General features: G+C 61.6%; 19 protein-coding genes. 12 read left to right on the forward strand and 7 right to left on the reverse strand.

Annotated features, from left to right (window positions below):
- Positions 1–21: 21 nt before the first annotated feature.
- Positions 22–837 carry a tRNA cyclic N6-threonylcarbamoyladenosine(37) synthase TcdA gene (tcdA, locus tag PST29_RS05935; protein ID WP_082729180.1) on the forward strand — a complete coding sequence of 272 codons (816 nt, stop codon included), beginning with the start codon at positions 22–24 and terminating at the stop codon, positions 835–837.
- Between the two features lie 127 nt (positions 838–964).
- Here tcdA and PST29_RS05940 read toward each other — a convergent pair whose 3' ends face one another.
- From PST29_RS05940 to PST29_RS05955, 4 genes are all read right to left on the reverse strand, one after another.
- Positions 965–1,375, reverse strand: a complete 411-nt coding sequence (locus PST29_RS05940) for a SufE family protein (protein ID WP_060842599.1) — start codon at positions 1,373–1,375, stop codon at positions 965–967.
- Positions 1,372–2,577, reverse strand: a complete 1,206-nt coding sequence (locus PST29_RS05945; RefSeq protein WP_060837757.1) for an aminotransferase class V-fold PLP-dependent enzyme — start codon at positions 2,575–2,577, stop codon at positions 1,372–1,374. Before PST29_RS05945 ends, PST29_RS05940 begins: the two co-directional genes overlap by 4 nt.
- Before the next feature lie 76 nt (positions 2,578–2,653).
- Complete coding sequence (gene dapD / locus PST29_RS05950; RefSeq protein ID WP_015634328.1) at positions 2,654–3,688, reverse strand: 2,3,4,5-tetrahydropyridine-2,6-dicarboxylate N-succinyltransferase; 1,035 nt, start codon at positions 3,686–3,688, stop codon at positions 2,654–2,656.
- Positions 3,689–3,721: 33 nt separating this feature from the next.
- On the reverse strand, positions 3,722–4,084 hold the full coding sequence (locus PST29_RS05955; protein ID WP_011059519.1) for an ArsC family reductase: 363 nt from the start codon (positions 4,082–4,084) through the stop codon (positions 3,722–3,724).
- 237 nt (positions 4,085–4,321) lie between these two features.
- On the opposite strand from PST29_RS05955, the gene PST29_RS05960 reads away from it, so the two are divergent.
- Entirely contained in the window at positions 4,322–5,968 is a 1,647-nt protein-coding gene (locus PST29_RS05960) for a Na+/H+ antiporter (RefSeq protein WP_060837758.1), read from the forward strand.
- A gap of 72 nt (positions 5,969–6,040) precedes the next feature.
- Here the strand turns inward: PST29_RS05960 and dapC are convergent, their stop codons facing one another.
- The 3 genes from dapC to map are packed head-to-tail and all read right to left on the reverse strand — an operon-like array spanning position 6,041 to position 10,812.
- Positions 6,041–7,240, reverse strand: coding sequence for a succinyldiaminopimelate transaminase (gene dapC, locus PST29_RS05965; RefSeq protein WP_060837759.1), 1,200 nt, complete (start codon positions 7,238–7,240; stop codon positions 6,041–6,043).
- 38 nt (positions 7,241–7,278) lie between these two features.
- Complete coding sequence (locus PST29_RS05970; RefSeq protein WP_060842600.1) at positions 7,279–9,981, reverse strand: [protein-PII] uridylyltransferase; 2,703 nt, start codon at positions 9,979–9,981, stop codon at positions 7,279–7,281.
- 48 nt (positions 9,982–10,029) lie between these two features.
- Positions 10,030–10,812 carry a type I methionyl aminopeptidase gene (map, locus tag PST29_RS05975; protein ID WP_047302039.1) on the reverse strand — a complete coding sequence of 261 codons (783 nt, stop codon included), beginning with the start codon at positions 10,810–10,812 and terminating at the stop codon, positions 10,030–10,032.
- Positions 10,813–11,219: 407 nt separating this feature from the next.
- Here map and rpsB point away from each other — a divergent pair, with 407 nt between their 5' ends.
- From rpsB to PST29_RS06025, 10 genes are all read left to right on the forward strand, one after another.
- Entirely contained in the window at positions 11,220–11,957 is a 738-nt protein-coding gene (rpsB, locus tag PST29_RS05980; RefSeq protein ID WP_011059524.1) for a 30S ribosomal protein S2, read from the forward strand.
- A gap of 203 nt (positions 11,958–12,160) precedes the next feature.
- Positions 12,161–13,027: a translation elongation factor Ts gene (tsf, locus tag PST29_RS05985; RefSeq protein WP_060837761.1), complete on the forward strand. Its 867-nt coding sequence runs from the start codon at positions 12,161–12,163 to the stop codon at positions 13,025–13,027.
- Between the two features lie 208 nt (positions 13,028–13,235).
- Positions 13,236–13,979, forward strand: coding sequence for a UMP kinase (gene pyrH, locus PST29_RS05990; RefSeq protein WP_011059526.1), 744 nt, complete (start codon positions 13,236–13,238; stop codon positions 13,977–13,979).
- A complete protein-coding gene (gene frr, locus PST29_RS05995) occupies positions 13,976–14,533 on the forward strand; it encodes a ribosome recycling factor (RefSeq protein ID WP_011059527.1) in 558 nt (185 codons plus the stop codon). The genes pyrH and frr overlap by 4 nt, the downstream gene beginning before the upstream one ends.
- 15 nt (positions 14,534–14,548) lie before the next feature.
- Positions 14,549–15,304 (forward strand): polyprenyl diphosphate synthase, encoded by a 756-nt coding sequence (uppS, locus tag PST29_RS06000; protein WP_047302041.1) that lies wholly within the window; start codon positions 14,549–14,551, stop codon positions 15,302–15,304.
- Positions 15,304–16,110, forward strand: coding sequence for a phosphatidate cytidylyltransferase (locus PST29_RS06005; RefSeq protein WP_060837762.1), 807 nt, complete (start codon positions 15,304–15,306; stop codon positions 16,108–16,110). Before uppS ends, PST29_RS06005 begins: the two co-directional genes overlap by 1 nt.
- The gene (gene ispC, locus PST29_RS06010) at positions 16,107–17,297 is read left to right on the forward strand and encodes a 1-deoxy-D-xylulose-5-phosphate reductoisomerase (RefSeq protein WP_060837763.1); all 1,191 of its coding nucleotides are present in this window, start codon (positions 16,107–16,109) and stop codon (positions 17,295–17,297) included. The genes PST29_RS06005 and ispC overlap by 4 nt, the downstream gene beginning before the upstream one ends.
- Positions 17,298–17,345: 48 nt before the next feature.
- A complete protein-coding gene (rseP, locus tag PST29_RS06015) occupies positions 17,346–18,698 on the forward strand; it encodes a sigma E protease regulator RseP (RefSeq protein ID WP_060842601.1) in 1,353 nt (450 codons plus the stop codon).
- A 74-nt stretch (positions 18,699–18,772) separates the two neighbouring features.
- On the forward strand, positions 18,773–21,160 hold the full coding sequence (gene bamA / locus PST29_RS06020; RefSeq protein ID WP_060842602.1) for an outer membrane protein assembly factor BamA: 2,388 nt from the start codon (positions 18,773–18,775) through the stop codon (positions 21,158–21,160).
- Between the two features lie 45 nt (positions 21,161–21,205).
- Positions 21,206–21,709 (forward strand): OmpH family outer membrane protein, encoded by a 504-nt coding sequence (locus tag PST29_RS06025; RefSeq protein WP_016964695.1) that lies wholly within the window; start codon positions 21,206–21,208, stop codon positions 21,707–21,709.
- Positions 21,710–21,711: the final 2 nt, after the last annotated feature.

Genomic DNA, 21,711 nt, shown 5'->3' on the forward strand with positions numbered 1-21,711 from the left:
TGCGCGCCGGTTTTTTAGGTGATGGTCATGAGTACAGAAGATCCACGGTTTGCCGGCGTCGCTCGTTTGTATGGCATTGAAGGCCTGGAGCGGCTGCGGGCGGCCCATGTGGCGATTGTCGGGGTCGGCGGTGTCGGTTCCTGGGCGGCGGAAGCCATTGCCCGCTGCGGGGTGGGCGAGATCTCGCTGTTCGACCTCGACGATGTCTGCGTCAGCAACAGCAACCGGCAACTGCATGCCCTGGACAGCACCGTGGGCAAGCCCAAGGTCGAGGTCATGGCCGAGCGCCTGCGCGGCATCAATCCGGACTGCCGCGTGCATGCGGTGGCGGATTTCGTCACTCGCGAGACCATGGCCGAATACATCACCCCGAACATCGACTGCGTGATCGACTGCATCGATAGCGTGAATGCCAAGGCGGCGCTGATCGCCTGGTGCAAGCGGCGCAAGATCCAGATCATCACCACCGGCGGTGCCGGCGGGCAGATCGACCCGACGCTGATCCAGGTCTGCGACCTGAACCGTACCTTCAACGATCCATTGGCCTCCAAAGTGCGCTCCACGTTGCGCCGCGACTATGGTTTCTCGCGCACCGTGACCCGGCATTACAGCGTGCCCTGCGTGTTTTCTACTGAGCAACTGCGTTATCCGAAACCCGATGGCAGCATCTGCCTGCAGAAGAGCTTTGTCGGCGACGGGGTAAAGCTCGACTGCGCCGGTGGTTTTGGCGCGGTGATGATGGTGACCGCGACCTTTGGCATGGTGGCGGCGACCAAGGCGGTGGACAAGATCGTTGCCGGCGTGCGCCGCCCGTCCGAGCGCAGCAAGCCCCTGTAGCCGCTGCCGCAGGCTGCGAGCGGCCCGGCGGGCCGTGGGGGGCTTGAGGCCGCTAGGGGGGGGCTGGCGGGAGAGCGCCAGGCAAGGTCCTGCGGACCTTTTCGCAGCCTCGCAGGCTCGGCAGCGGCTACAGGGGGCCGGCCAGTTCGTTCATGCGCTGCAGCACCGCGTTCAGGCCGTTGCTGCGCGATGGCGAGAGCTGGCGCGACAGGCCCAACTGATTGAACCAGTCCGCCAGGTCCACCTCGCGCAATTGCTGCGCCGTCAGGCCGTTGACCCGCGCCAGCAGCAAGGCCACCAGGCCGCGAATCAGCCGCGCGTCGCTGGCGGCGGCAAATTGCCAATGATCATTTTCCAGGCTCGCCACCAGCCAGACCTGGCTTTCGCAGCCGTGCACCCGATTGGCTTCGACCTTGTCGGCCTCGCTCAGGGCTGGCAGGCGTTCGCCCCATTGCATCAGCAGGCGTGCCCGCTGTTCCCAGCCGGCAGCGCCCTGGAACACCTGCTGGGCGGCGACGGCATCCGCCGGCAGGCTCATCGCAGCAACTCCAGGGCCTGATCCAGGGCCTCGAAGAAGCGCTCCAGGTCTTCGGAGTCGTTGTACAGCGCCAACGACACCCGGATCGCTCCGGCCAGCCCCAGGCTTTTCATCAGCGGCATGGCGCAGTGATGCCCGGCGCGCACGGCAATGCCCTGTTCGGTCAGCAGGTGCGCCAGGTCGGCGTTGTGCACGCCGTCCACGACGAAGCTGACCAGGGCCAGTTGCGGGGAGCCCAACAGGCGGATGCCGTTGCGTGCCTGCAAGCCCTGCAACAGATAGGCGTGCAACGCGGCTTCGTGCGCCGCCACTGCCGACTGATCCAGGCCGCCGAGGTAATCCAGGGTCGCACCCAGGCCGATGACCCCGGCAATCGGCGGGGTGCCGGCCTCGAAGCCCAGCGGCGCCGGGCGGAAGCTGGCGTGATGGTAGTCGGCGTTCTGGACCATCTCGCCACCAAACTGCCAGTGGCGCAGCCCCTTGAGCGCCTCGTGGCGGCCAAAGAGCACACCGACCCCGTCCGGGCCGTAGAGTTTATGGCTGGAGAACACATAGAAGTCGCAGCCCAGGGCCTGCACGTCATGGCGGCCATGCACCACGCCCTGGGCGCCGTCGATCACGGTCAGTGCGTCCCGGGCCCTGGCCATGGCCAGCAGCGGGCTCAAGGGCTGCCAGGCACCGAGCACGTTGGACAGCTGGCTTAGCGCCAGCAGCCGCGTTCTCGGGCCGATCAGGTGGCCGGCCGCCTCGATATCGATCATGCCGTCGGCATCCAGCGGCAGGACGATCAGCTTGAGTTGACGACGTTCGGCCAGTTGCTGCCAGGGCAGCAGGTTGGCGTGGTGTTCCAGGGCGCTGATGACGATTTCATCGCCCGCTGTGAATTGGTGTTCCAGGCCGTAGGCCAGGAGGTTCAGCGCGGAAGTGGCGCCGTGGGTGAAGATGATCTGTCCGCTGTCACCGGCATTGAGCCACTGGCCGACCTTGCTGCGGCTGTCTTCGAAGGCCTGGGTGGCGTGGGCGCCGGGCAGGTGTTGCGCGCGATGCACATTGGCCGCGCCATTGGCGTAGTAGTGGGCCAGGGCGTCCAGCAGGGCTTGGGGTTTTTGCGTGGTGGCGGCGTTGTCCAGGTACGTCTGGTCCTGGCGATGCAGGGCGGCGATGGCCGGGAAGTCGGCGCGCCAGGGGGAGGCTACAAGCATGGTGGCAGAACTCGTTTGAACAGGCCGGGCGCCGATGATAAGCGCCCGGCCGGTTCCAGTGAAACCGAATCGCTGCTTAGTTGTGAGCGTGCAGCGCTTCGTTCAGCTCGATGGCCGACTTGTGGGTCTTGCACTCCACGGCGCCGGTTTCCGAGTTGCGGCGGAACAGCAGGTCCGGCTGGCCGGCCAGTTCCCGGGCCTTGAGCACCTTGACCAGCTGGTTGTTCTCGTCCAGCAGCGCCACCTTGGTGCCGGCAGTCACGTACAGGCCCGACTCCACGGTGTTGCGGTCGCCCAGGGGAATGCCGATACCGGCATTGGCGCCGATCAGGCAGCCTTCGCCGACCTTGATCACGATGTTGCCGCCACCGGACAGGGTGCCCATGGTGGAGCAGCCACCGCCCAGGTCCGAACCCTTGCCGACGAACACGCCAGCCGATACACGGCCTTCGATCATGCCCGGGCCTTCGGTGCCGGCGTTGAAGTTGACGAAGCCTTCATGCATCACGGTGGTGCCTTCGCCGATGTAGGCGCCCAGGCGGATCCGCGCGCTGTCAGCGATACGCACGCCGCTCGGCACCACGTAGTCGGTCATTTTCGGGAACTTGTCCACCGAGAACACTTCCAGCAGCTCGCCGCGCAGGCGGGCTTCCAGTTGACGCTCGGCCAACTCGCCGAGGTCGATCGCGCCCTGGCTGGTCCAGGCCACGTTCGGCAGCAGCGGGAACACGCCGGCCAGGCTCAGGCCGTGTGGCTTGACCAGGCGATGGGACAGCAGGTGCAGCTTCAGGTAGGCCTCTGGAGTGGAGGTCAACTGAGCGTCTTCGGCCAGCAGGGTGGCTACCAGCGGCTTGTGGCTTTCGGCCAGGCGGGTCAGCAGGGCAGCCTGGGTGGCGTCGATGCTCTTCAGCGCATCGGCCATCTGCGCGGCCTGGGCGGTAGTGAAGGTGATGGCCTGGTTGCCTTCGCTGTAGCCGAGGATCGGTGCGACAGCGGCAACGATTTCGGCGGCAGGATTGAGCAGTGGCGATGCGTAGAACACTTCCAGCCAAGCGCCTTGACGATTTTGGGTGCCGACACCGAATGCCAGGCTGAACAGGGTAGTGGACATGCAGTTACCTCTTGCGAAATTGAGTGAGCAGGCTTACTTGAGCGCCGCTGCGTAAAGGTCTGGCTTGAAGCCAATCAGGGTCTTGTCTCCGAGATCGAGCACCGGGCGCTTGATCATCGAAGGTTGCGCGAGCATCAGTTCAACGGCTTTCGCCTGGTCGAGATCGGCTTTGCTTTCGTCATCGAGTTTGCGAAAGGTCGTGCCTGCGCGGTTCAACACCACCTGCCAACCGTGCTCGTCGCACCATTGGTTTAGGTGCTCACGGTCAATGCCGGAGGTTTTGTAATCGTGGAAGTCATAGCTGACAGCGTGTTCATCGAGCCAGGTGCGCGCCTTTTTCATGGTGTCACAGGCTTTGATGCCGAAAAGGTGCAACGTTTTACTTGAAGCGGTCAAGGAATTGCCCCCTTTGGAGATGCTGGAGATCAAAGGTCACGGATTATGCCACGACCGCAGCGCTTCGGCGCCGGCCTGAAATCGGCTTTGTCGCAGGTTGTTGCGTGGCAGGGTGCGGGGCTTGCGACTTATGTGCAGCGGTCAGCGCCAAGTTTAAGCGGCTAATATGGCACTTCGTCGGCGATTCTCAGCTGAGATGCGTACGATTTTTCCTGTTGAGCCTTGGATTTTCGCTTTATGCAAACCGCCTATACCGTCCTCATCCTGCTGATGCTGGTGAGTCTTTCGCGACTGGTCGGACGGGTGATTCCGCTGCCCTTGCCCTTGCTACAGATTGTCGCCGGCGCCTTGCTGGCCTGGCCGACCCTGGGATTGCACGTCGCCCTGGACCCGGAGCTGTTCCTGTTCCTGTTTCTGCCGCCGCTGCTGTTTTCCGATGGCTGGCGCATGCCCAAGCGCGAATTCTGGCGTCTGAGGGGACCGATTCTGACCCTGGCGGTGGGTTTGGTGCTGTTTACCGTGGTCGGTGCCGGCTACTTCATTCACTGGCTGTTGCCGACCATTCCTCTGCCGGTGGCTTTTGCCTTGGCGGCCGTGCTGTCGCCCACCGACGCCGTGGCGGTGTCGGCGATTTCCCAGAATCGCCTGCCGACCCCGCTGATGCACATGCTCCAGGGCGAGGCCCTGATGAACGACGCTTCGGGCCTGGTGACCTTCAAGTTCGCCCTGGTGGCGGCCGTGACTGGGGTGTTTTCCCTGGCCAATGCCAGCCTGACCTTTGTTCTGGTAGCGGTGGGCGGGCTGGCGGTCGGCGTGGCCCTGAGCTGGTTGGTGGGGCGCCTGCGGGCCTGGATGATCGCCCGCGGCTGGGACGACCCGGCGACCCATGTGGTGTTCATGCTGCTGTTGCCGTTTGCCGCCTATGTGCTGGCCGAGCGCCTGGGGGCCTCGGGCATTCTCTCGGCGGTGGCGGCGGGGATGATGCAGAGCTGGCTCGACCTGCTGCCGCGCCAGACCAGCACCCGGCTGCTCAATCGCAGTGTCTGGTCGCTGCTGGAATTTGCCTTCAACGGCCTGATTTTTCTGCTCTTGGGCCTGCAACTGCCGGACATCGTCAAGGCCGTGGTCAGTCACGAGACCTCGCTCTGGCCGACCCTGTTCTATCGCTGCCTGGATGTGCTGGCGATCTTCCTGGTGCTGTTGGTGTTGCGCTTTATCTGGGTGCAGAGCATCTGGCGTCTGTCCGGGCTGCTGCGGCGCTGGCGCGGCAAGGGCGAGCTGACCCTGGTGCCCACGGCGCGTTCCTGCTGGCTGCTGACCGTGGGTGGGGTACGTGGGGCGGTGACCTTGGCCGGTGTGATGTCGGTGCCTTTGTTCCTGGGCGCCGGGGAGGCATTTCCCGAGCGTGACCTGCTGATCTTTATCGCCGCCGGAGTGATTCTGCTGTCCCTGGTGGCGGCCTGCATTGCCCTGCCGCTGCTGTTGCGCGGCATTGTGAAGAGCCCCGACGACAAGCGCCGCGGGGAGGTGCGCGATGCCTGGCGCAAGACTGCCGAGGCAGCGATCCATGCCCTGGAAGCCGAGGAGGTGGCCGAAACCAGTGAGGTTCCGGACGCGGCGCAAGCGGCGCTGGCCACCGAGCTCAAGGGACGCTTGATGGCTGAGTACCGGCATCAGTTGGAGGTCTACAACGACTCCGCCGAGGCCCAGGCCCTGGCCTTGCAGATGGACTTGCTGGAGCGCCGCCTGCGGCTCAAGGCCCTGCGTGCGCAACGGCTGGAGCTGTACCGCCTGAGCCGGCATCACCAGATCGGTGACGATGTGCTGCGCGAGGTGTTGGCGGACCTGGATTTGAGCGAGGCGAATCTGGGGCTGGTGAAGTGAACGGATGACGCTTTTGCCGGCAAGCCGGCTCCTGCAGGGAGGGTGTAGGAGCCGGCTTGTCGACGAAGGGGCTCAGGCCCGACGCAACACGAAATCGCGAATCCGCTCGGCGGCTTCCACGCATTCCGCCAGCGGCGCGACCAGCGCCATGCGCACCCGTCCGGCGCCCGGGTTGGTGCCGTCCACATCCCGCGACAGGTAGGAACCCGGAACCACGGTCACGTGTTCCTGCTCGAACAGGTCGCGGCAGAAGGCGGCGTCATCCCCGGCCACGTTCGGCCACAGGTAGAAGCTGCCGTCCGGGCGTTGTACGTCCATCACGGGGGCGAGGATCGCCAGCACCGCGTCGAACTTCTCGCGGTACAGGGCGCGGTTGGCGCGCACGTGCACTTCATCGTTCCAGGCGGCGACGCTGGCCAGTTGGGTCTGCACCGGCATGGCGCAGCCGTGGTAGGTGCGGTACAGCAGGAAACCCTTGAGGATCTCGGCGTCGCCGGCAACGAAGCCGGAGCGCAGGCCCGGCAGGTTGGAGCGCTTGGACAGGCTGTGGAACACCACGCAGCGCTTGAAGTCCTTGCGGCCCAGTTCGACACAGGCGCTGAGCAGGCCCGGCGGTGGGGTCTGCTCGTCGAAGTACAGCTCGCTGTAGCACTCGTCGGCGGCGATCACGAAGTCGTGTTCGTCGGCCAGGGCGATCAGTTTTTTCAGGGTGTCCAGCGGGATCAGCGCGCCGGTGGGGTTGCCCGGGGAGCACAGGAAGAGGATCTGGCAACGCTGCCAGATCTCGGCCGGTACGGCGTCGAAATCCGGGTTGAAGCCGTTTTCATCCAGGCACGGCAGGTAGTGCGGCTTGGCTCCGGCGAGGAAGGCGGCGCCTTCGTAGATCTGATAGAAGGGGTTGGGGCTGACCACCAGGGCGTCTTCGCCGCGGTTGACCACAGTCTGGGTGAAGGCGAACAGGGCTTCGCGGGTGCCGTTGACCGGCAATACGTTGCGCGCCGGGTCGATCCAGCCGGTCGGCACGCCGAAGCGGCGCTCGCACCAGGCACCAATCGCTTCACGCAGCGCCGGGATGCCCAGGGTGGTGGGGTAGACCGCCATCTGATCGAGGTTGCTGGCCAGGGCTTCGGCGACAAAGCTCGGCGAGCGGTGCTTGGGCTCGCCGATGGACAGGGCGATCGGGCGCTTGTCCGGGTTGGGCGTCACGGTGCCGAGCAGGGCCCGCAGCTTTTCGAACGGGTAAGGCTGCAACTGGTTCAGAGCGTTGTTCATCGGTGCGTTTTCTCACTCAAAGCGGCGGTTCAGACCTGTCAGATGCTCAGGCGGGTCGTTTCGATAGTCGGTTCGTGGCTGACACTCAACTGTTCGACGATCGCATCCTGCAAGCGGCTGCACAGCTGTGGGTCGGAAAGGGGCTGGTTGTGCGCATCGGTAATGAAGAACACGTCTTCCACGCGCTCGCCCAGGGTGGCGATCTTGGCATTCTGCAGCGACAGGTCGAACTCCAGGAAGATCTTGCCGATCCGCGCCAGCAGGCCCGGGCGGTCCGGGGCGCTGAGCTCGAGCACGGTCACCGGACGCTGGGCGTCGTTGTGGATGGTCACCTCGGGCTCGAAGGCAAAGTGCTTGAGCTGGCGCGGCACCCGGCGCTGGATGATGGTCGGGTAGTCGTCGGGGTTGCGCAGGGCATCGGTCAGGCCCTTGCGGATCTGTTCGACCCGCTGCGGGTTGTTGCCGATGGACTCGCCGTCGTTGTCCAGGACGATGTAGGTGTCGAGGGTGAACTGGCTGCTGGAGGTGATGATGCGTGCGTCATGGATGTTCAGGTTGAGCTGGTCCATGGCGGCCACAGTCACCGCGAAGAAGTCGTGCTGGTCCGGGGCGTAGATGAAGATCTGGGTGCCGCCCTCGAACTCGCGCTGGGTGATTTCCTTGATCAGCACCAACGGGCCGCCGTCCGCCGGCTGCTGGAGGATTGCGTCGCTGTGCCAGGCCACATCGCCGGCGGTGTGGCGCAGGAAGTAGTCGTCGCCCAGTTGCGACCAGAGTTGTTCCACTTCGTCCGGGTCGGTGCCGTTGCGCACCAGGATGTCCAGGGCGGCGCTCTGGGTCTGGCGGATCTGCTCTTCGCGGTCCACCGGGTTTTCCAGGCCGCGGCGCAGGGCGCGCTTGGTTTCGGTGTAGAGCTGGCGCAACAGGCTGGCGCGCCAGGAGTTCCACAGGGTCGGGTTGGTGGCGTAGATGTCGGCGACCGTGAGTACGTAGAGGTAGTCGAGGCGGGTCTGGTCGACCACGGTCTGGGCGAAGTCGTGGATCACCTGCGGGTCGGACAGGTCCTTGCGCTGGGCGGTGGTGGACATCACCAGGTGGTTCTGCACCAGCCAGACGATCAGCCGGGTGTCCCACAGAGGCAACTGATGGCGCACGCAGAAGGCTTCGGCATCCACCGCGCCGATTTCCGAGTGGTCGCCGTGGCGGCCCTTGCCGATGTCGTGATACAGGCCGGCCAGGTAGATCAGCTCGGGCTTGGGCAGCTTGCCCATGAGCTTGCTGGCCAGGGGGAATTTCTCGGAGATCGGCGTGTACTGCATCTTGCGCAGGTGCTTGATCAGATTCAGCGTGTGGGCGTCCACGGTATAGATGTGGAACAGGTCGTGCTGCATCTGTCCGACGATGAAGCCGAACTCCGGCAGGTAGCGTCCGAGGATGCCGTAGCGGTTCATCCGCCGCAGGTTGCGGTGGATGCCGATCTCACACTTGAACAGCTCGATGAACAGGCTGGTGTTGCGGATGTCGTGGCGGAAATCGTCGTCGATCAGGTGCCGGTGTTCGCGCAGCAGGCGGATGGTGTCGGCGCGCACGCCCTTGATCTCAGGGTGCTGGGCCATCAGCACGAAGATCTCCAGCATGGCGAACGGGGTGCGTTTGAACACGTTGTCGTTGATCGCCTCGATATAGCCGTCATGCAGCTGGAAGCGGGCGTTGATCGGCTGCGGCGGGGCTTCGTCCTCGGGGGCGAGGATCACTTCCTCGAAGTGCTGGATGATCAGGTCGCTCAACTGGGCGATGCTCATCACCACCCGGTAGTACTGCTGCATGAAGCTTTCTATCGACTGCTTGACGTCTTCACCGCTGAACCCCAGCAGCTCGGCGATGGAGCGCTGGTGGTCCAGCAGCAGGCGGTCTTCGGCGCGCCCGGCAAGCATGTGCAGGGCGTAGCGGACCTTCCACAGGAATTCCTGGGAGGAGGCCAGCAGGGCGTTTTCGCTTTCCACCAGGAAGCCTTCGCCGGCCAGGGCTCGCAGGTTCAGGGTGCCGTATTGGCGCCTGGCCACCCAGAGAATGGTCTGGATATCCCGCAGGCCGCCGGGGGAGCCTTTGACGTTGGGCTCCAGGTTGTATTCGGTGTCGTTGTACTTGTGGTGACGGGCCTTCTGTTCGGCGCGCTTGGCCAGGAAGAAGTCCTTGCTCGGCCACATGTGCGCGGTGCTGGTGACGTCCAGCATGCGCTGGCGCAGGTGCTCGGGCCCGGCGATGGTGCGGCTTTCCATCAGGTTGGTGATTACCGTCAGGTCGGCCCGGGCCTCCTCGGCGCACTCGTCCACCGAACGCACGCTTTGCCCGACTTCCAGGCCAATGTCCCAGAGCAGGGTGAGGAAGCGTTCGATGGAGTCGCGAAAGATCTCGTGATCGGCGTTGTCCAGGAGGATCAGCAGATCGATGTCGGAGTAGGGGTGAAGCTCGCCGCGGCCGTAGCCGCCGACCGCCACCAGGGCGATGTCGGCCTCGGTGCTCCAGTTGAACTGGTCCCAGGCCTTTTGCAGGATGTTATCGATGAACCAGGCGCGGTCCTCGATCAGCCGGCGGATTTCCCGTCCGCTGCGAAAGCGGTTGTCGAGCACTTCCCGTGCCTGGCGGATGGCTTTCTTGAAGGCGGCGATGGGGCTGGCCTTCAGTGCCAGTTCCGCCTGGAACTGGCCACGGTCGAAGAGTTCGGGATCCACCTGCGGCATCGATTGGCTTTCCTTTCTATCTATAAGGTCGGGACGCGGCGTTGTGGATCAGGCAGATACCCGGGGGATGGTGTCATCGCTGCGCAGGGTGAAGATTTCGTAGCCGGTCTCGGTGACCAGCAGGGTGTGTTCCCACTGCGCCGAGAGCTTGCGGTCCTTGGTAATGGCGGTCCAGCCATCGCCCAGCACCTTGGTGTCGGCCTTGCCCTGGTTGATCATCGGCTCGATGGTGAAGGTCATGCCGGCCTTGAGTTCCATGCCGGTGCCGGCGCGGCCGTAGTGCAGGATCTGCGGCTCTTCGTGGAATACCTTGCCGATGCCGTGGCCGCAAAATTCGCGCACGACCGAGAAGCCGTTCTTTTCCGCGTGCTTCTGGATCACTTCGCCGATGTCGCCCAGGCGGCAGCCCGGCTTCACCAGTTCGATGGCCTTGTACATGCATTCCTGGGTGATCTGCGACAGGCGCTCGGCCCAGACCGGCACATTGCCGACGTGGAACATGCGGCTGGTGTCGCCGTGGTAGCCGTCCTTGATCACGGTCACGTCGATGTTCAGGGTGTCGCCATCCTTCAGCGGCTTCTCGTTGGGGATGCCGTGGCACACCACGTGGTTGATCGAGGTGCAGATGGACTTGGGGAAGCCCTTGTAGTTCAGCGGGGCCGGGATGGCGCCCTGCACGTTGACGATGTAGTCGTGGCAGATGCGGTCCAGTTCTTCGGTGGTGACCCCGGGTTTGACATGCTCGGCAATCATTTCCAGCACTTCGGCGGCCAGTTTGCCGGCGACACGCATTTTGGCGATGTCCTCGGGAGTTTTGAGGGTGACGGTCATACAGGCTCTCTTGACGCTCAGTGGCGCGATATACACGGAATGGCTTGAAAACCTGCCCCGGCAAGGCTGGCGCCGGGGTGGAAGCAGGAAGGTTTTCGGAAGCCGCAAAGGAGCGATTCTAACAGACGCTCAGCGCAAATCTGAGGTTCTGCTGGCGCTTGTCTCCATACAATGGTGCATTCTGGGCCGATTCCAGCAACAGGGCAAAAACTCCAAGGATCGGCGGATGTGAATCCGGGTTCCGTTTTGCCCCTCGCTGTGGTATAAAATGCGCCGCTTTCCGGGGATGCCCCGAAAAGCCCAAACCCACACACGTGTCGACACGATGACCTGGGTGCCCTCAGCGCAGGCTGTTGGTTGGTCATTGGGATACGTGGAGGCCTAACCCGACTTATTAAGGAACTATCATGTCCCAAGTCAACATGCGCGATATGCTGAAGGCCGGTGTGCACTTCGGTCACCAAACCCGTTACTGGAATCCGAAAATGGGCAAGTACATTTTCGGCGCGCGCAACAAGATTCACATCATCAACCTTGAAAAAACCCTGCCAATGTTCAACGAAGCTCTGACTTTCGTAGAGCGTCTGGCCCAGGGCAAAAACAAGATTCTGTTCGTCGGCACCAAGCGTTCCGCTGGCAAGATCGTTGCTGAAGAAGCAGCACGTTGCGGTTCGCCGTACGTCGATCACCGCTGGTTGGGCGGCATGCTGACCAACTACAAAACCATCCGTGCTTCCATCAAGCGTCTGCGTGACCTTGAAGTGCAGGCAGAAGACGGCACTTTCGCCAAGCTGACCAAGAAAGAGGCGCTGATGCGCACTCGCGATCTGGAAAAGCTGGATCGTTCCCTGGGTGGTATCAAGGACATGGGCGGCCTGCCTGACGCACTGTTCGTGATCGACGTTGATCACGAGCGCATCGCGATCACCGAAGCCAACAAGCTGGGCATCCCGGTCATCGGCGTTGTCGATACCAACAGCAGCCCGGAAGGCGTTGACTACATCATCCCAGGCAACGATGACGCCATTCGCGCCATCCAGCTGTACATGGGTTCGATGGCTGACGCTGTGATCCGTGGTCGCAACAACGTTGCTGGCGGCACCGAAGTGTTCGAAGAAGCTGCAGCACCGGCGGCTGAAGCCTGAGTAACTGACGCTTAGCGTTTACTCAGTACGCAAAAAGGGGGCTTGGCCCCCTTTTTGCCAACTCGAAAATCATTTCGTCGTCGCGCCCCGACAGATTCTGTAATCCGGGGCTGTTATGAAGTGAATTCGGGGCAGCGCCCAAGAATTGAACGCCCGTTCGATCGGGTGGAATGGTTGAAAACCTATCCAAGAGGATTTTGAAAATGGCAGAGATTACTGCAGCGTTGGTCAAAGAACTGCGCGAGCGTACCGGCGAAGGCATGATGGATTGCAAAAAGGCCTTGACCAAGGCCGGCGGCGACATCGAAAAAGCCATTGATGACATGCGTGCTTCCGGCGCCATCAAGGCTGCCAAGAAAGCAGGCAACGTGGCTGCTGAAGGCGCTATCGCCATCAAGGACGACGGTAAAGCCGCTGTCCTGCTGGAAGTGAACTCGCAGACCGACTTCCTGGCTCTGCAGGACGACTTCAAGGCATTCGTTGCTGCCAGCGTTGAAAAAGCGTTCGCTGACAAACTGACCGACGCCGCTCCGTTGATCGAAGCTCAAGAAGCCGACCGTCTGATCCTGGTGGGCAAGACCGGCGAGAACGTCAACATCCGTCGTCTGGCTCGCGTTGAAGGTGACGTGGTCGGTACTTACCTGCACGGTAACAAGATCGGTGTTGCGGTTGTCCTGAAGGGCGGTTCCGTTGACCTGGCCAAAGACATCGCCATGCACGTAGCGGCAAGCAACCCTGAGTTCCTGCTGCCTTCGCAAGTTTCCGCCGAAGCCATCGAGCGTGAAAAGGGCGTGTTCCTGCAGCTGAACGAAGACAAGATGAAAGGCAAGCCTGCCGAAATCGTCGAGAAGATGATCGCTGGCCGTATCAGCAAGTTCCTGGCTGAAGCCAGCCTGGTTGAGCAAGCCTTCGTCAAGGATCCAGAAATCACCGTAGGTGCTCTGGCCAAGAAAGGCGGCGCTGAAATCGTTTCCTTCACTCGTTTCGCCGTAGGCGAAGGCATCGAGAAGAAAGAAGACAACTTCGCTGAAGAAGTAGCTGCACAACTGGCTGCTGCCAAGCAACAGTAAGACGGTTTTTCAACTGTCGCCCAGAAGAGGCTGCCCGCTCACGCGCGCAGCCTCTTTTCAAATGGGCAGGGCAATTTTGTTGTGTGACCTCGGAACCGGTTTACAAAGTCGTGTTCTGATGGCGCTGTGACAGCGTCAAGCTAGAGTGAACGCAGGCTGAAAACAGCCCGCAAAGAATTTTTAAAATACGCCGCAGGAGAGATTCGCAATGGCTCAGCAGGGCAGTGGTTATCAAGCTCGCTATAAACGCATTCTACTCAAGCTTAGCGGCGAGGCCCTGATGGGCTCGGAAGAGTTCGGGATCGACCCCAAGGTGCTGGATCGCATGGCGCTGGAAGTCGGCCAACTGGTCGGCATCGGCGTCCAGGTAGGCCTGGTGATCGGTGGTGGCAACCTGTTCCGTGGCGCCGCATTGAGCGCAGCCGGGATGGATCGGGTCACGGGCGACCACATGGGCATGCTGGCCACTGTGATGAACGCCCTGGCCATGCGCGACGCGCTGGAACGTGCGAATATCTCGGCCATCGTGATGTCCGCCATTTCCATGGTGGGCGTGACCGATCACTATGACCGTCGCAAGGCCATGCGCCACCTGAACTCCAAAGAGGTGGTGATTTTCGCGGCCGGCACCGGCAACCCGTTCTTCACTACCGACTCCGCAGCCTGCCTGCGCGCCATCGAGATCGATGCCGATGTCGTGCTCAAGGCAACCAAGGTCGACGGTGTTTACACTGCAGACCCGTTCAAGGACCCGCATGCCGAGAAGTTCGATCATCTGACTTACGATGAAGTGCTGGATCGCAAGCTGGGAGTGATGGACCTGACGGCCATCTGCCTGTGCCGCGACCACAAGATGCCGCTGCGGGTATTCAACATGAACAAGCCCGGCGCCCTGCTGAATATCGTGCATGGTGGCGCTGAAGGAACCCTGATCGAGGAAGGCGAACAATGATCAACGAAATCAAGAAAGACGCCCAGGAGCGCATGAAAAAGTCCCTGGAATCGCTGGCGCATGCATTCGGCCAGATCCGTACCGGCAAGGCCCACCCGAGTATCCTGGGCAGCGTGATGGTGCCTTACTACGGTACCGACACGCCGTTGAGCGGCGTTGCCAACGTTACCGTGAAGGATTCCCAGACCCTGCAGGTCGTGCCATTCGAGCGCAACATGCTCGGCGCCATCGACAAGGCCATTGGCAGTGCCGGTCTCAACCTCAACCCGACCAACCTGGGCGAGCTGCTGCTGATCAAGATGGCGCCGCTGACCGAGGAAACCCGCAAAGGCTTCACCAAGCAGGCGCGCGCCGCGGCCGAAGATGCACGGGTTGCCGTGCGCAACATCCGTCGCGACGCCCTGGGTGAGTTGAAGAAACTGACCAAGGACAAGGAAATCAGCGAAGACGAAGAGCGTCGTGGCAGCGCCGAAATCGACAAGCTGATCAAGGACTTTGAAGCTCAGATCGCCAAGGCGACTGAGGAAAAAGAAAAGGACTTGATGGCCGTTTAAGGGTCAGGCGTTTTCATGGAAAAGACCAAGCAGTCCGTGTTGTCCTCGGTGCCGCGCCATGTCGCGATCATCATGGACGGAAATAACCGCTGGGCAAAAAAACGCTTTATGCCGGGTGTTGCCGGGCATAAAGCGGGTGTCGATGCGGTGCGTGCGGTGATCGAGGTGTGCGCTGAGGCCAAGGTCGAGGTGCTGACCCTGTTTGCCTTTTCCAGTGAAAACTGGCAGCGCCCGGCTGATGAGGTCAGCGCCTTGATGGATCTGTTCTTCAAGGCGTTGCGTCGTGAGGCCAAGCGCCTCAACGAGAACAACATCAGCTTGCGGATCATTGGCGATCGTTCGCGCTTCCATCCCGAGCTGCAGGCGGCGATGCGCGAGGCGGAAGCCATTACGGCCGGTCCCGATCGTTTCATCCTGCAGATTGCCGCCAACTATGGCGGGCAGTGGGACATCGCTCAGGCTGCCCAGCGCCTGGCGCGTGAGGTTCAGGCCGGTCATCTGCGGCCCGAGGACATCACGCCGGGTCTGTTGCAGACCTGCCTGGCAACCGGCGATCTGCCGTTGCCGGATTTGTGCATTCGTACCGGTGGCGAGCATCGCATCAGTAACTTCCTGTTGTGGCAACTGGCCTATGCCGAGTTGTATTTCTCCGACCTGTTCTGGCCGGACTTCAAACACGAAGCCATGCGCAATGCGCTGGCCGATTACGCATCTCGCCAGCGGCGCTTCGGTAAGACGAGCGAGCAGGTCGAGGCTGGAGCCCGGGTTTAATGCTTAAACAACGAATCATTACGGCACTGATCCTGCTGCCGATCGCTTTGTGCGGGTTTTTCCTGCTGGAAGGTTCGGGGTTTGCCCTGTTCATCGGTCTGGTGGTGAGCCTGGGAGCCTGGGAGTGGGCGCGCCTGGCCGGTTTCGAGGCGCAGCCGGCTCGGGTCGCCTTCGCCTTGGTGGTGGCGGCGATGTTGCTGCTCATGCACCTGGTGCCGGGCGTTGCTCCTTGGGTGCTGGGCGCTGCAGTGCTGTGGTGGGCGTTGGCGACCTTCCTGGTGCTGACTTATCCGCGTACCAGCGAGCACTGGTCGGGCGTCGCGCCCAAGCTGCTGATCGGTCTGTTGATCCTGTTGCCGGCCTGGCAGGGCCTGGTGTTCATCAAGCAGCTGCCACTGGGCAACTGGTTGATCATGTCGGTCATGGTGCTGGTGTGGGGCGCGGATATCGGCGCCTATTTCTCCGGCAAGGCTTTCGGCAAGCGCAAGCTGGCGCCTCAGGTCAGTCCTGGCAAGAGCTGGGAAGGTGTGTATGGCGGCCTGGCCTTGAGCCTGGTGATCACCGCAGTGGTCGGGCTGGTGCGTGACTGGAGTGCCGGGCAGATCCTGCTGGGGTTGCTGGGGGCGGCCATCGTGGTGTTTATTTCCGTGGTCGGTGATCTGACCGAGAGCATGTTCAAGCGTCAGTCGGGCATCAAGGACAGCAGCAACCTGTTGCCGGGCCATGGTGGCGTGCTCGATCGGATCGACAGCCTGACGGCGGCAATCCCGGTGTTTGCGGTACTGCTGTGGATGGCCGGACTGTGAGTGCTGTCCAGCAGGTAACGGTTCTGGGGGCTACGGGCTCCATAGGGCTGAGTACCTTGGACGTTATTGCCCGTCATCCGGATCGCTACCAGGTGTTTGCCCTCACCGGGTTCAGTCGCCTGGCCGAGTTGCTGGCATTGTGCATTCGCCATGTGCCGCGCTTTGCGGTGGTGCCGGAGGCGGCTGCCGCCAGTCGTTTGCAGGAAGAGCTGCGGGCTGCCGGTCTCTCGACCCGGGTTCTGGTGGGTGAGCAAGGTTTGTGTGACGTCGCGTCGGCGCCTGAGGTCGATGCGGTGATGGCGGCGATTGTCGGGGCGGCCGGTTTGCGTCCGACCCTGGCAGCCGTTGAGGCCGGCAAGAAAATTCTGCTGGCCAACAAGGAAGCATTGGTGATGTCCGGCGCGCTGTTCATGCAGGCGGTGGGCAAGAGTGGTTCGGTGCTGCTGCCCATCGACAGCGAGCACAATGCAATCTTCCAGTGCATGCCTGCCGACTTCTCCCGGGGGTTGGGGGCAATCGGGGTGCGACGGATTCTGCTGACAGCCTCGGGTGGCCCGTTCCGTCAGACGCCGCTGGCCGAGCTTGAGCGTGTCTCGCCCGAGCAGGCTTGTGCCCATCCGAACTGGTCCATGGGACGCAAGATCTCCGTGGACTCGGCGAGCATGATGAACAAGGGCCTGGAGCTGATCGAGGCCTGTTGGTTGTTCGATGCCAGGCCTTCACAGGTTGAAGTGGTGGTGCATCCCCAGAGCGTGATTCACTCCCTGGTGGATTATGTCGACGGTTCGGTGCTGGCGCAGTTGGGTAATCCCGATATGCGCACGCCGATCGCCAATGCCCTGGCCTGGCCGGAGCGTATCGACTCTGGTGTTGCGCCGCTGGATCTGTTTGCGATTGCCCGCCTGGACTTCGAAGCACCCGACGAGCAGCGGTTTCCTTGCCTGCGGCTGGCGCGTCAGGCTGCCGAGGCGGGTGGCAGTGCGCCGGCGATGCTGAATGCGGCCAACGAAGTGGCGGTTTCGGCGTTTCTCGAACGGCGCATCCGTTACCCGGAAATCGCGAGTATCATCGACGAAGTTTTAGTCCGTGAACCTGTGGTCGCAGTCAATGAACTCGATGCGGTGTTTGCGGCGGACGCCAAGGCCCGGAGCCTGGCGGAACAATGGTTGCAGCGTAACGGGCGATAGGATGCGCGACCGCGCGAGTGGCGGCGAACAGGATTGCGGAGAAAATAGATGAGCGCGCTCTATATGATTGTCGGCACCCTGGTAGCCCTGGGCGTGCTGGTCACCTTCCACGAATTCGGCCACTTCTGGGTCGCCCGCCGCTGTGGCGTCAAGGTGCTGCGCTTCTCCGTAGGCTTCGGCATGCCGCTGCTGCGCTGGCACGATCGTCGCGGCACTGAGTTCGTGATCGCCGCCATTCCGCTGGGCGGCTACGTGAAAATGCTCGATGAGCGTGAGGGCGAAGTGGCCGTCGAGGAGCTGGATCAATCCTTCAATCGCAAGTCGGTTCGCCAGCGCATTGCCATTGTTGCCGCGGGGCCGATTGCCAACTTCCTCCTGGCGCTGGTGTTCTTCTGGGGCCTGGCGATGCTGGGCAGCCAGCAGGTGCGGCCGGTTATCGGTGATGTGGAGGCGGGCAGTATTGCGGCGCAGGCAGGCCTTGCTGCCGGTCAGGAAATCGTCGCCATCGACGGTGAGCCGACCACTGGCTGGGCAGCGGTCAACCTGCAGCTGGTGCGTCGTTTGGGTGAAAGTGGCGCGTTGCAGGTGTTGGTGCGCGAGCAGGGCGCGACTGTGGAGTCGCCCCGTCAGCTGGTACTGGACAAGTGGCTCAAGGGGGCTGATGAGCCGGACCCTATCCGCTCCCTGGGGATTCGCCCATGGCGGCCGGCGTTGCCGCCGGTGTTGGCCGAGCTGGACCCGAAAGGCCCGGCCCAGGCGGCTGGCCTGAAAAGCGGTGATCGTCTGTTGGCCCTTGACGGGCAGCCGCTCAATGACTGGCAGCAGGTGGTCGATCGGGTGCGGATGCACCCTGGCAGCAAGATTGTGCTGCAGGTGGAGCGCGATGGTGCTCAGGTCGAGATCCCGGTGACTTTGGCCAGTCGCGGTGAAAGCAAGGCGCCCAGCGGTTATCTTGGGGCCGGGGTGAAGGCGGTAGACTGGCCGCCGGAGATGCTCCGCGAGGTCAGTTATGGTCCGCTGGAGGCCATTGGCGAAGGGGCCCGGCGGACCTGGACCATGAGCGTCCTGACCCTGGAATCACTGAAGAAAATGTTGTTCGGCGAGCTCTCGGTAAAAAACTTGAGTGGACCGATAACCATTGCTAAAGTGGCGGGCGCTTCTGCCCAGTCGGGCATTGCTGATTTCTTGAATTTCCTTGCTTATCTGAGTATTAGCCTGGGTGTTCTGAATTTGTTGCCCATCCCGGTACTGGATGGGGGGCATTTGTTGTTCTATCTGATCGAGTGGGCGCGTGGTCGCCCCTTGTCGGATCGGGTGCAAGGTTGGGGGATACAGATCGGTATCAGCTTGGTGGTCGGAGTCATGCTGCTTGCTCTGGTCAACGATCTGGGTCGTCTGTAACGCTTCGCTGAATTGCGAATCTGCCGCATTTTGCGGCAGTTTGTTTATTGCCAGTTGGAATAAGAAAGGACTTCATGAAACGTCTGCTGCTAACTGCGGTTCTCACCGTATTGATGATCGCCGAAGTTCACGCCGAGTCCTTCACTATCTCCGATATCCGCGTCAACGGCCTTCAGCGCGTTTCCGCGGGTAGCGTCTTTGGTGCCTTGCCGTTGAACGTCGGCGAGCAGGCGGACGACCGTCGCCTGGTGGAATCCACTCGTGCGCTGTTCAAAACCGGTTTCTTTCAAGACATCCAGCTGGGCCGCGATGGCAACGTCCTGGTCATTACGGTAGTCGAGCGGCCGTCGGTTGCCAGTATCGAGATCGAAGGCAACAAGGCGATCTCTACCGAAGACCTGATGAAGGGCCTGAAGCAGTCTGGCCTGGCCGAAGGCGAAATCTTCCAGCGTGCGACTCTCGAAGGCGTGCGTAACGAACTGCAGCGTCAATATGTCGCACAGGGTCGTTACTCGGCCACCGTTGAGACCGAAGTGGTGCCGCAACCACGCAACCGCGTTGGCCTGAAGGTCAAGATCAACGAAGGTACGGTCGCTGCCATCCAGCACATTAACGTGGTGGGCAACACGGTTTTCCCTGATGAAGACCTGATCGGCCTGTTCGAACTCAAGACCACCAACTGGCTGTCGTTCTTCAAGAACGACGACAAGTACGCCCGTGAAAAGCTGTCCGGTGACCTGGAGCGTCTGCGCTCCTACTACCTCGATCGCGGCTATATCAACATGGATATCGCTTCGACCCAGGTGTCCATCACTCCAGACAAGAAGCACGTCTATATCACTGTCAACGTCAACGAAGGCGAGAAGTACAGCGTTCGTGACGTCAAGCTCAGCGGCGACCTGAAAGTCCCTGAAGACCAGGTCAAGGCGCTGTTGCTGGTGGAGAAGGGCCAGGTGTTCTCGCGCAAGCTGATGACCACCACTTCCGAACTGATCACTCGTCGTCTCGGTAACGAGGGTTACACCTTCGCCAACGTCAACGGCGTGCCTCAGCCGCATGATGAAGATCACACCGTGGACATCACCTTCGTGGTGGACCCGGGCAAGCGTGCCTACGTCAACCGTATCAACTTCCGTGGCAACACCAAGTCCGAGGACGAAGTGCTGCGTCGCGAAATGCGTCAGATGGAAGGTGGCTGGGCTTCGACCTACCTGATCGACCAGTCCAAGACTCGCCTGGAGCGCCTGGGCTTCTTCAAGGAGGTCAACGTTGAGACTCCGGCTGTTCCGGGTGTCGATGACCAGGTTGACGTGAACTACGCGGTGGAAGAACAAGCGTCCGGGTCGATCACCGCCAGCGTCGGTTTCGCCCAGAGTGCCGGTCTGATCCTTGGTGGTTCGATCACTCAGAACAACTTCCTGGGTACTGGTAACAAGGTCAGCATTGGCCTGACCCGCAGTGAATACCAGAGCCGCTACAACTTCGGCTACGTTGACCCCTACTGGACCGCCGATGGCGTGAGCCTGGGCTACAACGCCTTCTATCGCACCACTGACTACAAAGACCTCGACGTCAACGTGGCCAGCTATGCGGTGGACAGCCTGGGTGCCGGTGTCAGCGTGGGTTACCCGATCAGTGAGACTTCGCGTCTGACCTTCGGCCTGACTGCGCAGCAGGACAAGATCAAGACTGGTCTGTACACCGTCGATGAGATTTTCGACTTCGTGAATCAGCAGGGCAGCAACTATCTGAACTTCAAGGCATCCGCCGGCTGGTCCGAATCGACCTTGAACAAAGGTGTGTTGGCCACCCGAGGCCACTCTCAGAGTTTGGTCCTGGAAACCACGACCCCAGGTAGCGATCTGTCGTTCTTCAAGCTTGATTACCGTGGCCAGATGTTCCAGCCGCTGACTGAAAACTACACCATGCGCTTCCATACCGAGCTGGGCTACGGTGATGGCTACGGTTCAACCGACGGCTTGCCATTCTACGAGAACTACTATGCTGGTGGTTTCAACTCGGTTCGTGGTTTCAAGGACAGCACTTTGGGTCCACGCAGTACCCCGAGTCGTGGTGCCGGTGTAACGGGCAACGTCGGAACTGCAGCCGACCCCGATCAGGATCCGCTGCCGTTCGGTGGTAACGTCTTGATCCAGGGTGGTGCCGAACTGTTGTTCCCGCTGCCATTCGTCAAGGATCAGCGTTCCCTGCGGACGTCGGTGTTCTGGGATGTGGGTAACGTGTTCGATTCCAAGTGCTCGAACGTGAAAAATACCAACGGCATTTCTTCCAAGACGCAGTGCAATGACATCAGCCTCAGCAACCTGGCCAGCTCCGTGGGCGTCGGTGTGACTTGGGTTACGGCCCTGGGTCCATTGAGCTTTGCCCTGGCGATGCCAGTGAAGAAACCGAATAACGCTGAGACCCAGGTGTTCCAATTCTCCCTCGGTCAGACTTTCTAACAGCCTGACCCAAGATAACGACAATGGATTTTGTAGGAGTGCATCGTGCGTAAGTTGACTCAATTGGTTCTCCTGGCCTCCGTTCTGGTCGCGAGCCCGGCGTTTGCCGAAATGAAAATTGCCGTTCTGAACTATCAGATGGCACTGCTGGAATCCGACGCGGCGAAGAAGTACGCAGTGGACGCCGAGAAAAAGTTCGGTCCGCAACTGACCAAGCTGAAAACCCTGGAAAGCAGCGCCAAGGGTATCCAGGATCGCCTGGTGGCCGGTGGCGACAAGATGCAGCAGGGCGAGCGTGAACGTCTGGAGCTCGAGTTCAAGCAAAAGGCCCGTGACTTCCAGTTCCAGTCCAAGGAACTGAACGAAGCCAAGGCTGTTGCTGACCGCGAGATGCTCAAGCAACTGAAGCCGAAGCTGGACAGCGCAGTTGAAGAAGTCATCAAGAAAGGCGGTTTCGATCTGGTCTTCGAGCGTGGCGCAGTGATCGATGTCAAACCTCAGTACGACATCACTCGCCAAGTTATCGAGCGCATGAATCAGCTGAAGTAAGC

It is taken from the genome of Pseudomonas sp. St29, from assembly GCF_001547915.1.
Lineage (GTDB): Bacteria > Pseudomonadota > Gammaproteobacteria > Pseudomonadales > Pseudomonadaceae > Aquipseudomonas.

Excerpts from the sequence above, each read along its gene's own strand:
- tcdA (WP_082729180.1), top strand. The coding sequence starts at position 22 with ATGGTCATGAGTACAGAAGATCCACGGTTTGCCGGCGTCGCTCGTTTG.
- PST29_RS05940 (WP_060842599.1), bottom strand. The coding sequence starts at position 1,375 with ATGAGCCTGCCGGCGGATGCCGTCGCCGCCCAGCAGGTGTTCCAGGGC.
- PST29_RS05945 (WP_060837757.1), bottom strand. The coding sequence starts at position 2,577 with ATGCTTGTAGCCTCCCCCTGGCGCGCCGACTTCCCGGCCATCGCCGCC.
- dapD (WP_015634328.1), bottom strand. The coding sequence starts at position 3,688 with ATGTCCACTACCCTGTTCAGCCTGGCATTCGGTGTCGGCACCCAAAAT.
- PST29_RS05960 (WP_060837758.1), top strand. The coding sequence starts at position 4,322 with ATGCAAACCGCCTATACCGTCCTCATCCTGCTGATGCTGGTGAGTCTT.
- dapC (WP_060837759.1), bottom strand. The coding sequence starts at position 7,240 with ATGAACAACGCTCTGAACCAGTTGCAGCCTTACCCGTTCGAAAAGCTG.
- PST29_RS05970 (WP_060842600.1), bottom strand. The coding sequence starts at position 9,981 with ATGCCGCAGGTGGATCCCGAACTCTTCGACCGTGGCCAGTTCCAGGCG.
- map (WP_047302039.1), bottom strand. The coding sequence starts at position 10,812 with ATGACCGTCACCCTCAAAACTCCCGAGGACATCGCCAAAATGCGTGTC.
- rpsB (WP_011059524.1), top strand. The coding sequence starts at position 11,220 with ATGTCCCAAGTCAACATGCGCGATATGCTGAAGGCCGGTGTGCACTTC.
- tsf (WP_060837761.1), top strand. The coding sequence starts at position 12,161 with ATGGCAGAGATTACTGCAGCGTTGGTCAAAGAACTGCGCGAGCGTACC.
- pyrH (WP_011059526.1), top strand. The coding sequence starts at position 13,236 with ATGGCTCAGCAGGGCAGTGGTTATCAAGCTCGCTATAAACGCATTCTA.
- frr (WP_011059527.1), top strand. The coding sequence starts at position 13,976 with ATGATCAACGAAATCAAGAAAGACGCCCAGGAGCGCATGAAAAAGTCC.
- uppS (WP_047302041.1), top strand. The coding sequence starts at position 14,549 with ATGGAAAAGACCAAGCAGTCCGTGTTGTCCTCGGTGCCGCGCCATGTC.
- PST29_RS06005 (WP_060837762.1), top strand. The coding sequence starts at position 15,304 with ATGCTTAAACAACGAATCATTACGGCACTGATCCTGCTGCCGATCGCT.
- rseP (WP_060842601.1), top strand. The coding sequence starts at position 17,346 with ATGAGCGCGCTCTATATGATTGTCGGCACCCTGGTAGCCCTGGGCGTG.
- bamA (WP_060842602.1), top strand. The coding sequence starts at position 18,773 with ATGAAACGTCTGCTGCTAACTGCGGTTCTCACCGTATTGATGATCGCC.